Genomic DNA, 14,075 nt, shown 5'->3' with positions numbered 1-14,075 from the left:
TCTGCTAGCCCCCAAAATTAGGTTCCCTTCAGAACGCGTTCGCAGTCCTGAGCTCGTTTGGTCAAAGCCGCTGCCAATCGCTCGATAACGGCGTTCTCCAATCCCTCCTTTTGCGCGCGCGCGCGGGTGTCGTTAACGAGGTCGGGGATCTGCCCAGCCATGGAGATAAGAGTAGCAGTGACCACATCCGCATCAGCCCGCGTTTCGCGCGAGAACTTCTGCCATTGACGCAAGCCAATTTGGTCGAGCTTGTACTCGCCCCCGACTTTCATGGCGAGCTTAACCTTCCGCGGGTCGACGTGATCGTAAGGAAGAATGCTAGCTATGTCGTAGAGCGGCGCAAGCCGTACGTGCGGGCCGCTAGCCAAAAGCAAGGAATAGTTCTTGGCGTGAGCGTCGGAACCGCCAATGAGCCAGTTGAAGCCCAAAGCGCTGACGAACGTCTCAAGGTCAGCGTCGCGGTCCGTCGAGTATGTCCGTAAGAGCTCGATCACGTCAGCAGACGTTGGTCCTCCCTCGTTCTGGTATTTCTTGGTCGGCAGGATGCCCATGGCCTGGCAAATATCTTCCTGGTGAACCCGAATGATGTCGTTCCCACTAACTTGCCGGTCGTAGCGTTCAACGACGATTGCGATTTCCTTTTCGAAGCGCATCACCTTGGTTTCAGCGGCCGGCAGCCCGAGTTCTCGCGCGAGCCGCAGGCAGATATGCTCGTTCTCGGCGTGACCATCGAAGTGGCCTGTCGGCGGTTTCAAAATGTGGGTGGTCGGTATGCGGCCGGACGGAATGCCCCATTTGCCGTCTTTGAGGACAAGAGCAGTTTTAGGCTGGGCGCCCGCAAGGCTGAATTGACCCGTATCGCCGGGCAGACGCCAGGCAGCATGATCCTCTCGTAAGGCTTGAAGCCGGTTTGCTGTTTCCGGCTCGTCAAGCCATTCGATCTTGTCATCTCGGCCCGTTTTCAGGGCCTCCAGTCGATCGGGCGTGACAAACTGAACGGCGCCTGCGCAATCCTGACCGACGTTCGAGATGAGAGCAAACACGTTGCGCGCTGATACCTGAAATTTCATGGCCCAACGCTCGAGCACCTGCTCATTGGCGGGAAGCAGCCCCCACAGGAAGGCCTGAATGGCGGCTGGACCATGCTCCTCAGCGGCAAGCGGCATCGAAAGCGAGAGAGGATAGGCTCCCTCAGCGTTGCGCCATGCATTGTCATAGACAAAGGTCAGCCGGCCGCGTGCATCACTTCGGACACGACCGACTTCGTTGCCGTCCAAGAGTGCAATGAGCTCGGCCATTAAGGCTTGCCTTTTTTGGCTTTCGCCACGATGGCGTCCAGATCGACGGCGGTTTTCGGGACGCCGCGGGCCGCGGAGGGATTGCTGTCTGCATCGAGCTTAATGCCGAGAGCATCGAGGACGCGGAGGATTAGCCCGAGTTCTGCGCGCGGATGTCCATGCTCGACTTCAATGAGCCATTGGCGACTGACACCAACCTTTTTGGCCAGCGTCGACTGATCGAGCTTGAGGCGTTTGCGCCGGTCGCGGATGACGGCGCCAAGATCGGCTGCGGTACGTGTAAGCATGGGAACCCCGAATGTCAGCGTTCGCTTACATTAACATATGTCGCCATTCGCTGACAATCAAAAATGTCACCTTTCGCCGACATCGTCGAACGTCGCCGATCGACGACATCTATCGGCTCAGACGTCCAACATTCGCCGCGGTCCGTTCACGGTCATCGGGGTCCTCGGAAAGAGAGGGTATACCTGGGGATGTCTGCGTGGGCTGGATGAGAACTATCCGCCGCCAAAATGGCTCTGAACGGTCGGCGTTCCGTTTTCAAATCTCACGTCCACAGAAAGATGCCGTTGACCAGCGCTCAGTCGCCGCCCTCGCGTCTCGTCCACAGCATGCCATCGCACCACACGTGGTCAACACGGCTCCACTGGCAGGCAGATGCCGCATTCGGGAAAAAACCGCGTCCATTGTGATTGGCGCTGGTGTTACATAGTAGCGGAATGCCTGTGAGGCCTTCGTATTCGACGAGAAGTTCGGCGATCTTGTGCCGAGAGGTCCTGCAAATGGTCTGCAATCGCGCAGATCCGTCCAGATGCACAACAGCGGGGATCTTATCCCGCCATTCTGCTCGTGTTAGGTGCTCGAAAAGCATGTAAGGGTCTGGCGTTCCGGGATTAAAAATATCCGGCGCCCGATCCTCCAGGCATATTGGCGCTACAGGCCGGAAGTGCTCGCGAAGTTTGATGTCGTTGAGACGGTCCTTCATTTGCGGCGATGTCGCCGCGGCCAGTATGCTTCTGCTACCGAGAGCCCGAGGTCCAAGCTCCGCGCGGCCGGCAAGAAAAATCACGGGTTTGTTGCTGGCGAGGATGGTTGCAAGTTCACGCATGCTGCATGGTGAGCCGCCCCATCCGGGCGGCATGTCGCCTCGTTCCACGGCTGGACCACTATAGACGGACCATTCCAATGGTACAAAACCTTGGTCCGCCGCCAATGCGGAGCAAGCAGCACCTATTGCCGAGCCACTGTCATTCGGAAAGGGTGGCACCCAGATAGCATCGAACAAGCCGGCAGCTCGTAGAGCACTATTCCATTTTATGTTGAGACCGCAGCCACCGACTATGCACAGATTGCGCGCGGGAAGCCTCGAATGTCTCTGTACAGCACTCGCCAGTTTGCTAACGAGCAGACGCTCTTGAAAGCAATGAAAGGATGCAAGCACATCTGCGGGGGCTTTGGCCTTTAACCGTAACACGCAGGCATCGAAGAACGCATGGACAGGCTCAAGCGCGGCGTCCTCGCTGCAACGACCGACTGGCTCCGTGAACATGCTAAAGTGCTTTTCATAGAGCTCCTGAAACACCTCGACGATGCTTTCATCGACCGAACCGAGCGCAATGTAGGCCATCAACTTGCCCGCAACACCGAGGTCCCACTTGATCCGGTTAGCCTGCTTGTATGGTCCGAAGTGATAGCCTGCGGCAGCATAAGCATGCCCGATCAGCGGAAAGAGGCACTCGACGAACCTGGCTGCGTGGCGTTCTACATGGTAGAGCCGTGGAAAGGAGGCGCCGTCCCAAACCAGACAGAACGCGGGTTGCCCGGCCTTGGCGAAAGGACTGGTACAATAAGCGGAAGCCACATGACCTGTAACATGCGGATAGCTTTTATAAGGGAAGGCGCTTCCCTTGAGGATCAGCCCAGCGCCGTCGTGCGCTATGAGGAGGCCGTCGGCATCGCCCTCAACATACGGCGCCCCTTTAAGGGTAATGGATGCAGTCCCGCTGAGAACCTGAAATTGTGACTCACTCTCGCCCCACCATCCATCGATGACGAACCGGTCAACGTCCCGCGGATCCAAACCGTGTTCTGCCAAGGCGATAACAACCGCATCGAGATTGTGGAGTTTTTGATATCGCGGATTATTGTCCCGCTTTTCCTGCTCCACACAAAAGACCAGCCTTCCGTCCTCGACAAGGGCGACTGCTCCATCATGAGTCAGTTTGATACCGCAGATTCGCATACAGTCTCCGAACCTAATGTCAGATACACTCGATTTGAACGCTCCCCCCCAACTGCCGTCATGTTGCGAGACTCAGATGGGCTCCCATCTTTCACGATGCACGCTCTGGGCCAGTTCCAATCAGAGGAATCGCCGGCAATTGTCTGATTAAAGTCGAGATTGGAGGCTGCTTGGCCGGTTCGTGACACCGAACGCGTTCGGTTTCGGACCAGGCACTCGGGCCTACAGCAACGATTTCCATGCGCACGACCGGCGGCCCCTTATGCCTTCTGCGAGGTCGAGCGAACAAGTTCAGCGAAATTCTCTGCCCGACACGAGATCATGGCCGCGCTGCCAGAAATGGCTCACCGTGAAACGAACGCGCTTCGTAATTCAGCTAGCGCCTAGGCATTCGCGCTAGCACGACATTATGAATCGTGGCGACTGCGCGTATCATAGGTGCCATGCGCCGAGATTCCGGGAGTGTCGGCAACACCGATGCGCTAGTCTGCACCGCTTTGGGATTGACGGCACTTTTAGAAAACAAACAGATGCTCCTTCTTTAAGTGGTGTCTCGTTCAAGGTCGCGAACAGCCCCTGATCGTTGCACCGTCCTCTGTGTTGGGCGAAGACACCGGGACGAGGATGGCCTCGATGGCTAAGACTCGGCAGTACAGGATCCGGGATCATGGCGGCTTGGTATATCCGCCTACCCACCTGTTATTTCAGCGCCGCCGATCTAGCCGCGCTTTGCCGCCAAGCACGTGGATACCTGAGTCACCTCGGGCTCGAAGGATTTCAGACACAAGTAATTTGGCCGCGCGCGCCGCGACAGAGCCGCCGAAGGTGACATATTGCAGCTTCTGACCAAACTGTTTGAAGGTGCATCGTCATGCGTTGGTCCGCGTAAGCGACACGATTCGCTCTGGCCAAGATTCATGGTCCTGATCAATCACCACTGTTAGTAGTTGATCAGGCCAGCGTCGAACGCCACTCTCTGGCCTCTCTGAGCTCCTTTTCTTAGGCTGGTTGTCTTTAAAGACCCGGTTTGGTGGCTGGACGCAAAAATGAAAGACATGAGTGGAAGATCAGAAGCCTTTCGTCGACCTTAAGCCCCCCTTCCTGCTCGCTCAGGTGTGGAGCGTTTCGCACATGGTTGTAGCATCCTGAACATCGCGTGGGTGCTTAAACGACGCACAATACCACTCGATGGCTAGAATGGCCTGTCTTCCAACCCTACTCGCTCCGGAAATGCCAGCTAGCATATGCAAAGCGCTGGTACGACGCTTGCTTAAGGATGAAGCGACGTGTCATCGAGGCGCCCCCGCCAGAGCGACTCCTTAACAAGTGGGTAACTATATGTCCGGTGTCGCCGGTGCATTTTTCTGCGCGTCAAGCGAACCATCGCCCCGTGTCGTTGATCAGCTGAACAAAATGATTCCGACACTTGCACTCCGTGGACAAGCGGGCGTCATCGTCTCTGCTTTTATGCAAGAGCGTGGACTCCGGTATGGAAGGGCCTTTCCATCGAACGATGGTTCGGTGCGCATTGACTGCATCGAACAGGACCCGTGCTTTCGGCCTCATGTTGCAATCGCGCAGATCCGTAGCGGATCCTGTGGAGCTAGGGATGGCGACGACGTGCAGTCAACTCCTAGCCGCCATTTTGCCATTGCTCTGGACGGCGCCTTGGTGAACGCTCATGAACTCAGGAGCGAAGTACTCGCTCGAGGCCAACTTACAGATACGAATACAGACGCCGAGCTCTTGCTGAGGTGGATTGAACACTCTTGCGAACGAGAATATTGGCGTCACGGCCGGCCCGCAAACTACGAAGCTATCTTTCGCGAGCTTGATAATCGTATCGATGGTGCCCTTAGTGCGCTTTTGCTAGATAAGGACGGAGATCTTGTTGCATACCGCAGTCGAAGCGGTTTGCGACCATTGGAGACTATGCGAGCAAGTAATGGCTTGTTGCTCTTTGCTTCTGAAAATTGTGCCTTCGCAGGCTTGGAAGGTGAGATCAGCCAGCTCTTGCCTGGGAGCATACAGCGCGTGGATGCTAAGACCGGGGCCAACGTTGACCATGCCCTGAACTGCCGAGGACATAAGGCCAAGCTCTGCGCGTACGAAGCTCTCTATTTGGGAAGTCCAAACACCTCGGTCGAGGGCCATTCACATCGCCAAACCCGTTACGACATCGGGCTCTCTTTGGGAAAAATCGTTGCGGAGCGACTTCAAGCAGAGCCACTCTTGATGCCGCCAATCGTGTCCTCAATGCCAAATACTGGGGGCCCGTACGCCGATGGTCTATTTGACTCTCTCGCCGAACAGGGCGTGCTTGCCGAGCGTAGTGACGTAGTGGCAACGCAATTTCATGAGCGAACGCTCCTCGGCAGAACCAGCGCCCGGCAATCTCGCGTTGCCCGGAAGTATCGAGTGTCGGAACCCGCCGTAGCTGAACGGACTGTAATAGTTGTCGACGAAGCCCTCATTCGAGGCGATACCAGCCAAGCCGTTACAACGATGCTCCTTGCCGCTGGAGCCAAAGACGTACATTGGGCGATAGGTTCTCCCCCTATAGTTGCGCCAAACTACTACGGCATGGGTATTGATACGCTAGATGAGCTCGCATTCTGGCAGGCATTGAAGCGGCTGCCGTCCGAACTGCGCGCCCAATGCCTTCGCTTCCACAGGATGGAGCCGCCAGCGCTCAGAATCGTTGAGAGCAACATTGCGACGGCGATCCAAGCGGCATCGATAACTTATCTGCCTTTCCGCGCCCTTGTATCCGTTTTGGCCACCAGGCTAGAGGGCATCGATCTGTCACCGTTCACGTTCGAGATGCCGACCCCCGCTGGACGGCAGCGCGCGCGTAGGCACTTGGAAGCGTTGCTGGCCGCTCTTCCTGTCAATACCCGCCTGAGGTCAGGATCATGAAACCCGCTCTCGTATTTGACTGGAACGGAACACTGCTCGATGACACCTATGCGCTGCTCGAAACGACCAATGTCATTTTGGATCGCTTTGGTCGTCCGAGCATCGATATAAAGACCTTTCGGGATCGTTGTGATGTTCCCCTCTCTCGTCTCTACCTTAGCCTTGGAATGTCGCGCGAAGAGATTGAGGCAGTGGAGCGTGACGATGGCGCACTGTTTCACGACTTATACGAGCCTCTTGCGGACAAGGCCGATCTACGTGAGGGGGCGCGCAGAGTGCTCGAGATGGCGCGACGACAATCCGCTCTACTCATCATCCTCAGCAACCACATAGTCGCGCCTTTACAGTCCCAGCTGAGGAGGCTTGGAGTAGATCACTACGTCACCGATGTGCTCGCTTTTGAAAGCCGCGCCACGCAATACAAATCGATGAGCAAAGGAGAGCGGCTTCGGCTTTATATGCAACGGTACGACCTGAAGCCCGCATCAACCTTCATCATCGGCGATATGCCCGTAGAGACTGATATTGCACATAATCTCGGCCTGACAAGCATATCCATTACCGGAGGATTTGTTTCGACCTCGCGCCTGCAAGCCGCGCGTCCAGATTACACGATCAACAACCATCACGAGCTGCCGCCCATCCTGCAAAGCCGTGGCTACTTTTCGGAATGCTAAGTCATGAGCAAGGGACCATCAGCGAGCGCGACTCCCAGACTGATCAAGCAGAGCGTAGGGCTTATCGGAGCGGGGCGCATGGGAACGGGTATAGGCATCAGCCTGCTGCGTCAGCAACGCGAACTCCACATCAAAGTCAACAAAAAGCGGTTCGGTGCCGATCGCCTGATAAGTGCAGGGGCCCGCGAACATACGTCGATCGCTGAGTTGGCGCAGCATGTAAGTGTGGTGGTGTTGTCCTTACCGTCCAGCCGCGAAGTTGAGATGGTGTGCCTTGATGACGATGGACTATTTGTCCACATGTCACGAGGAGGCTTGATAATTGATTGTACAACCTCGTATCCCGCCTCGACTATTGCATTGGCGAAAAAGGCGCAAAGACGAGGTCTAAGCTTTATTGATGCTCCCGTAACACGAAGCCCCGAGCAAGCGGAGCTCGGCCTTCTCAATGCGATGGTTGGATCGGATACAACACTCTTTCCCGTTGCTGAACGCATTCTTGCTGCGTTTTGCGAGACCGTGACGCATGTTGGAGATGTCGGACACGGCCACAAGCTCAAGCTTGTTTACAACAGCATGACTATGGGCATAGCTGCCGTCGCCGCTGAGGTCTGCCAATTCGCGGATAGTCTTCAGATAGATCTTGTAACACTACGGTCTTTGGTCAGTCGGGGCTCTACGAACAGTGGAATATTCCAAGCCTTCGCCGCTTTTTTGTTGGGAGAGAAACCGGATGCACTGGCAATCTCGATTGCAAATGCTGCAAAGGACATCGAGTGTGCTGTGCGCCTAGCGCGCGAGAGTGCCGTTTCCGTGCGGGTCCTGGATGCTGCCGCACAGGAACTCAACCTCTCAGTTGTCGCAGGCAAAGGTGAACTGACCCTACCACATTTGGCCCTATCGTAAACGCTTGGTATGGCTCCCAAGCGGGCCATTTTTCCACGAGTCCGTGGTGCCCCTCGACTCCCTCGTCATCGAGAACAATGATTAGGACGAGACGGTCCGCATCTTCAAAGAAATCAGCGGCGTTTCACATAACGATGGGCGGAGTTCGATCCAAATAGCCTCAAGGTCAATCGCATTCGCGAGGAAACCGAGTATGGCGGACTGCGTATCACCGCCGACGCATTGTTCCGCTAAGGCCCGTATCGTTATCGATATGGCCTTTGATGATGCGGTCGAACCGGGTCTACGAAATGGACTTGTCGGTTCTCCACGATCTTCCTGCTCCGCATCTGCGCGCTTATCCGCGTGAGATGGTCATCCCGATAAATTCCAGGCGATGGTTATGCTGGGCCGCGCCAATTTCGTAGTGCTCGCGGGCTATCATTGGCGCGGAGGTTTGAGCGCTTTGGACGCAGCTGTTATCCGTCCGCGCCGATTTTCCGGACAAAGTATCTTACTTCTGCTCCTGCCTGAATGAACAATAAGCTGTCATTCCAGCAAAGAAAAAGAACCGCTGCCGGATTTCTCCGACAGCGGCTCAAGTCTGGGGAGAAGGCAGACGTACCGGTCTGCCAGCGGAGAAGGGGAAAAGCGCTTGAGGCGATCCGGCGGCACTGTCGAACAATCGTTCTGCTCCGGTTTGGCACCTGGTATTCCGGTTCTAGCTCGCCTGGCTCACAAATTTGGTGTCGAGATAGCTCTCGATTGCCTCGAGGCCACCTTCCGAGCCGAAGCCGGACTCCTTCGTTCCTCCGAAGGGCACTTCGGGAAGTCCAAGCCCATGATGATTGATCGATACCATCCCGCATTGGAGATCGGCCCCGATCGCGGCCATGGTTGCGGCGGATCGCGTGTAGGCATAGGCGGCGAGCCCGTAAGGCAGTCGATTGGCCTCTGTGACAACGTCGTCATAGGTTTTGAACCGCGCAATCGGGGCGGCAGGGCCGAACGGCTCTTCATTCATGATGCGCGCTCGAGGTGGAACATCGGTCAGGACCGTCGGCGCGAAGAAGCACCCCGCATTGCCGATACGCTTGCCGCCGACGCGCAACTGGGCGCCGCAATCGAGAGCGTCCGCGACAAAGCTCTCCATTGCGTCGACCCGCCGCGAATTGGCGAGCGGTCCCATGCGGCTATCTCTCTCAAGGCCATTGCCAACCTTGATCGCGCTGGCCTCGGCAACAAACCTCTTGACGAAATCTTCATAGACACTCTCATGCACCAGAAACCGCGTCGGCGAGACGCAGACTTGGCCGGCATTGCGGAACTTGTTCGCCGACAAGATTCTTGCGGCTTTCTCGACGTCGGCATCTGGGAAAACGATGGCAGGCGCGTGCCCGCCGAGCTCCATGGTGGCGCGCTTCATGTGGGCGCCGGCAAGGGCTGCGAGATGCTTTCCGACTACGGTCGAACCGGTGAAGGAGACTTTACGGACGATAGGATGGCGTATGAGATGATCTGAAACTTCGGATGCACGCCGAAGACGAGATTGATCACACCCGCCGGCAAGCCCGCATCCGCGAAACTACGCACCAACTCCATGCAGCTCGCTGGCGTCTCTTCAGGTCCCTTGACGATGATGGAGCAGCCGGCCGCAAGGCTCGCCGAAATCTTCCGCACGGCCTGGTTTGATCGGAAAATTCCAAGGCGTAAATGCCGCAACCGGCCCGACCGGCTCCTTGGTCACGAGCTGGGCGACATTGCCAAAGCGCGCCGGCACGATCCGCCCATAAGCGCGCCGCCCTTCTTCGGCGAGCCAGTCGATGATATCGGCAGCGAGGAGCGTTTCGGCACTCGACTCGCTCAGCGGCTTACCTTGTTCGAGGGTCATGATTGCAGCGATGCCCACTGCGCGCGAGCGTATGAGCTCGGCGGCCTTGCGCATGGTCCTGTACCGGTCGAAGGCTGAAACCTTTCGCCAGATCTCGAAGCCGTCCGCGGCGGCCGCGAGGGCACGATCAAGATCACCGCGGGACGCATAAGGCGTTTCGCCAATGGGCTGTCCGGTCGCGGGGTTGAGGATCTCTTCCGAGCGCTCCGCCTCCCCTTCCGTCCATTCCCCGGCAATGAACATCTTGATCTGGGGGTACACAGGCTGTGCCTGCACCGCTTGTTCCGGATTGTTCATGCCTCAATGTCCCCAGCGAAGAGCCAACGGGTTGAGCTCGTGCGCAAGCTCGATCAATCCAGCTCTCGTCGCCGGATGGAGGCCATCGAGCGGATGCCGCACCGCTTCGCATTTGATCACACCACCTTCAGCCATGACGCTCTTGGCAGCGCGCAGGCCGCACTGGCGGTTCTCGAAATTGATGAGCGGGAGCACCTTTGCATAGGCAAGAGCGGCTTCCTGCCTGCGTCCCGCTTTGTGGTGATCGAGCACCGGGCGAAGCAGATCGGGCAGCAGCGCACTCGACATCGTTCCGGTCGCACCGGCGTCGAGGTCTGCCATCATGGTGATGGCCTCCTCCCCGTCAAAAGGACCAATGATGGCCTCCCCGCCGAGCTCGATCAGACTGCGCAACTTGGCAGCAGCAAACGGGACCTCGATCTTGAAATATCGGGCGAGCGGCACCTCACAAGCGAGGCGGACGAGAAACGGGACCGTCAATGTAACGCCGGAGAGCGGCGCGTCCTGGACCATGATTGGAATCCCTGCCGCGTCTGCGACCCTGCCGAAATGACCAATCATGGCCCCGTCATCCGCCTTGAGGCTTGCACCATGATAAGGCGGCATCAGCATGAGGAGGCTTGCGCCACGTTCGGCCGCATAGCGGGCGCGTTGCACCGCAATCTGAGTGCTGAAATGGCTGCAGGTCACCATGACTGGCTTGCGGCCCGCGACATGCGAAAGACAGAGCTCGACTAGAATGTTGCGTTCTTGATCAGACAGCAGGAACTGCTCGGAATAGTTGGCTAGAATGCAGATTCCGTCCACGCCTTGATCGATCATGCAATCCAGCACGCGCCGCTGCCCTTGGAGATCGAGATCTCCAGCCTCCGTGAACGGCGTTGGAGCGACCGGGAACAAGCCGCGATAGATGGGAGTTTTCGCATTTCTCATGTAGAGGATTCCAGACAGGAGGCGGTCACTTGCTGTCGAACGGGGGTCAGCCATCGCCAACATCTAAGGAGTGGCGCCGATACCGGCGCACTTTTTTGACAGATTGACTGGCGTGGCGTCACAAACGAGGCTTTGCTCGCGTTGGACGCCGTTCGTGCCTCCTCATTAAATCCAGCCAGGCGGCACCAGGTCGGTGAGGATGGCAAGACATTCAAACAGGAAGTAGCTTCCGAAAATCAGCTCGACGTTCTGGGCTGCATCGATATCGCGCACAATCGCCTTTCGGGTGAAGCAGCCGCCGGTGAGCATTCCAGGCGGGCGCGGGTCATCGGGAGTAGTCGGCGTCAGGTATTTCGAGATCAGCTGATTAACTGTGCGCTCCGCAAATAATCTATATTTGGCGCCCTGCTCAGGCCCAAGCGCGGATGCGAGGCGCAGCGCCGCGGCAGCAGCGATAGCAGTGGCCGCAGTATCCCTGCTGGTTTTGGGGATCGCCGGATCGTCGAAATCCCAGAAGGCAATGAGATCCGCAGGCACATGATCGATCCACCAGTCAAGAAGGCGCACGGCGTAGTCGCGCCATAGCGGTTCGTCCGGGCGGACCATGGCGGCGTGAGCCGTGTAGAGCATCGCCCATCCCTGCGCCCGGCCCCAGGTGCTGATATCGCTATATCCCTTATGCGTGTGCGTTCTGAGCACCTTGCCGGTGTGTGGATCAAGGGTGGAAGACTGGATAACTGAATTGTCCTGCCGTACGTGGATCTCGAGGACACGCCGCATATGTGCATTGGCGACCTCCTCCATCCGAGCATCGGAAAGCTCTTCCGCGGCCCAATAGAGCAGGCCTGTCGCCTGAAGGGAGTCGATGCTGCTCTCGGAGGCTCCGACTGCGCTCGCCTCCTCGGCATCCCTGCCCAACGGTATCAGTCCGAGGTGTGGATCGAACATATCACGAAGCGACCTTGCAGCTGTCAGAGCCACCTCGCGCGCGTTTTCGTCCTCGAACAGGATGCTGCCGAGGGCGCCAGCATGATAGAAGCCGAAACCCTTGAAGGCCGTAAGCCGCTCGGCACGCGGCAACATTCGGCTTAGCGCAGCACGCGCGTCTTCGATTGGGAACTGCCTGGGATCAGCGAGATGCGCGAGCCAAAGCTCGCCGACAAAGGCCCCGCCGGTCCAATCACCATCGGGCGTATACGTCCATGTTCCATCGGCAGCACTGGCCCAGTGTGGCAAGCCCGAGCGTGCAGTGTCCCTGGTCTTGGCAATGCGCTTCAGCATACGCTCGCGCGCGAGCAGATATTGGCGTTCCGTCATGGCTTCTGGTCCAACATAAAACTCGCCGCGCGGCTTTGGCCTGGCGGCAACTGAAAAGTCTTTACCAACAGGTCCTGGCCCGGCGTGAACGGTTAATGTTCACCAGACTTCCAAGCGTGCGCTAGGTTGCATCGCTGCCGAGGAGCACGCCTCGTCAGCAACACCGCAGGGAAAGCCGCGCGCAAGTTGATGCCGATCACCATGCCTCCTGACGTAAGCGCGCTACTTTCGAGAAGTCACTTTGGTCGTTCAGTGATGCGAGTCCGCCGCCCCGATGGCGCCCATATCGTAAAGATGCTTCAATTTCCTGGCGTCATAGCCCAGCTCTTTCAGAATCTCTTCCGTTTGCGCACCGAGCTTTTGCGGGGGTAAACGCACGTCCGGCTGCTCGCCGTCGTAGCGCACGGGATGGCTGACGAGGGTGATGGGAGTTCCAGTCGCGCCGGTCACGACCTGGAAATTTCTGTTGTGCGCAATCTGCGGATCCGCAACGACGTCGGCATAATCGTTCACCGCAGCGTGCCAAATTCCGCGCGCCTCGAACAAGGCGATGCATTCGGTGGTTGTGCGTTTGGCGACACTGGGCGCAATCATGGCTGAGGCCTCGTCCCGCCGGCGATAAGCCTCCTCGTCAGGAATTCGCTGGTCGACCGGAAGGCCAAGCGCGTCTGAGAGCGCCTCCAGCGATCCCAAAGAGATTGCAATGTGTCCATCGCGTGTTGCGTAGATGCCGTAGGGCGCGCCGTAGTACCAGCCCGCCACCGGACCCGGCTGACGGACGTCGTCAGGCCTTTGGCCGTTCAAGTAGCAGGTAAAAGATTCCATCTGCAGGTCGAGCGCAGCCGATAGTAGGCTTACATCGACGCGGCAGCCCTGCCCCGTGCGCGCTTTCCTCACCAGGGCAGCCAGGATGCCCGCCGCAAACAAGGCGGCGCCGTGATGATCAATGGCAGAAACGCCCACAGCCCGCGGCCCCTGCTCGCGACTTCCGGTGATCATCGCAAGTCCTGATAGGGCCTGGATCAAGAGATCCTGGCCTGGGCGGTTGACGTAGGGCCCGTCAGGACCGTAGCCGGAGGCAGCCGCATAGATGATCTGCGGATTGATCTTCTTTGCATCCTCGTAGCCGAGACCAAGCTTGTCGAGCACACCCGGGCGGAAGTTCTCTGCGATCACATCCGATTTCGCGATCAGTTGCCTGGCGATGACGACGGCTTCGGGTTTTTTCAGATCGAGCGTAAGGCTGCGCTTGTTGCGGTTGCCCGTAAGAAGCAACATTGACTGGCCATCGACCCGCTTGTCCGCCCCGCCCCATTTCCTCTGAAAGGCCCCTCCGGGCGGCTCCACGGCGATCACGTCCGCACCGAGGTCGGCGAGAAACTGCACGCCGACCGGACCCATCAGAAAGTGATTGAGGCTGAGGACACGAATGCCCTTCAAAAGATCGACCATACGTCCTTGCTTTCGGTTTTGCCTGAAATCGAGCTGCTTGGCGCTCGATTTCTGAAATCGATTTCAGAGTTAGGCCGCGCAAGAACCGGAGTCAAGCGAATAACCAACTTTTGAATGAGATTCGCTTCCCCCGCTCGATGCGCATGAGATGGCCAGAAATA

The 14,075-nt window shown here is 57.7% G+C and carries 9 protein-coding genes and 1 pseudogene; 3 read left to right on the top strand and 7 right to left on the bottom strand.

The window, feature by feature from the left end; translation table 11 throughout:
- Positions 1-17 precede the first annotated feature (17 nt).
- The 3 genes from WN72_RS08995 to nodU all read right to left on the bottom strand — a co-directional run bounded on the left by WN72_RS08995 (position 18) and on the right by nodU (position 3,543).
- Positions 18-1,298: a type II toxin-antitoxin system HipA family toxin gene (locus WN72_RS08995; RefSeq protein WP_092220609.1), complete on the bottom strand. Its 1,281-nt coding sequence runs from the start codon at positions 1,296-1,298 to the stop codon at positions 18-20.
- A complete protein-coding gene (locus WN72_RS08990; protein ID WP_092219724.1) occupies positions 1,298-1,585 on the bottom strand; it encodes a type II toxin-antitoxin system Y4mF family antitoxin in 288 nt (95 codons plus the stop codon). The genes WN72_RS08995 and WN72_RS08990 overlap by 1 nt, the downstream gene beginning before the upstream one ends.
- 296 nt (positions 1,586-1,881) lie before the next feature.
- Positions 1,882-3,543 carry a nodulation protein NodU gene (gene nodU / locus WN72_RS08985; protein WP_092219726.1) on the bottom strand — a complete coding sequence of 554 codons (1,662 nt, stop codon included), beginning with the start codon at positions 3,541-3,543 and terminating at the stop codon, positions 1,882-1,884.
- A gap of 1,338 nt (positions 3,544-4,881) precedes the next feature.
- On the opposite strand from nodU, the gene WN72_RS08980 reads away from it, so the two are divergent.
- The 3 genes from WN72_RS08980 to WN72_RS08970 all read left to right on the top strand — a co-directional run bounded on the left by WN72_RS08980 (position 4,882) and on the right by WN72_RS08970 (position 8,045).
- Positions 4,882-6,462: an amidophosphoribosyltransferase gene (locus WN72_RS08980; protein ID WP_244553969.1), complete on the top strand. Its 1,581-nt coding sequence runs from the start codon at positions 4,882-4,884 to the stop codon at positions 6,460-6,462.
- A complete protein-coding gene (locus WN72_RS08975) occupies positions 6,459-7,139 on the top strand; it encodes an HAD family hydrolase (protein WP_092219728.1) in 681 nt (226 codons plus the stop codon). Before WN72_RS08980 ends, WN72_RS08975 begins: the two co-directional genes overlap by 4 nt.
- A gap of 78 nt (positions 7,140-7,217) precedes the next feature.
- The gene (locus WN72_RS08970; RefSeq protein WP_208617520.1) at positions 7,218-8,045 is read left to right on the top strand and encodes an NAD(P)-dependent oxidoreductase; all 828 of its coding nucleotides are present in this window, start codon (positions 7,218-7,220) and stop codon (positions 8,043-8,045) included.
- A 700-nt stretch (positions 8,046-8,745) separates the two neighbouring features.
- Here the strand turns inward: WN72_RS08970 and WN72_RS08965 are convergent.
- From WN72_RS08965 to WN72_RS08950, 4 genes and pseudogenes are all read right to left on the bottom strand, one after another.
- Positions 8,746-10,212, bottom strand: a pseudogene (locus tag WN72_RS08965) (NAD-dependent succinate-semialdehyde dehydrogenase).
- A gap of 3 nt (positions 10,213-10,215) precedes the next feature.
- A complete protein-coding gene (locus tag WN72_RS08960; RefSeq protein ID WP_092219732.1) occupies positions 10,216-11,145 on the bottom strand; it encodes a dihydrodipicolinate synthase family protein in 930 nt (309 codons plus the stop codon).
- A gap of 165 nt (positions 11,146-11,310) precedes the next feature.
- Positions 11,311-12,462, bottom strand: a complete 1,152-nt coding sequence (locus WN72_RS08955; protein WP_092219734.1) for a glycoside hydrolase family 88 protein — start codon at positions 12,460-12,462, stop codon at positions 11,311-11,313.
- A 249-nt stretch (positions 12,463-12,711) separates the two neighbouring features.
- Positions 12,712-13,914: a CaiB/BaiF CoA transferase family protein gene (locus WN72_RS08950; RefSeq protein ID WP_092219736.1), complete on the bottom strand. Its 1,203-nt coding sequence runs from the start codon at positions 13,912-13,914 to the stop codon at positions 12,712-12,714.
- Positions 13,915-14,075 lie beyond the last annotated feature (161 nt).

It is taken from the genome of Bradyrhizobium arachidis (assembly GCF_015291705.1).
Taxonomy (GTDB): Bacteria; Pseudomonadota; Alphaproteobacteria; order Rhizobiales; family Xanthobacteraceae; genus Bradyrhizobium; species Bradyrhizobium arachidis.
Note: the sequence above shows the minus strand (reverse complement) of the source record. Positions and strands in the feature narration are given on the sequence as shown.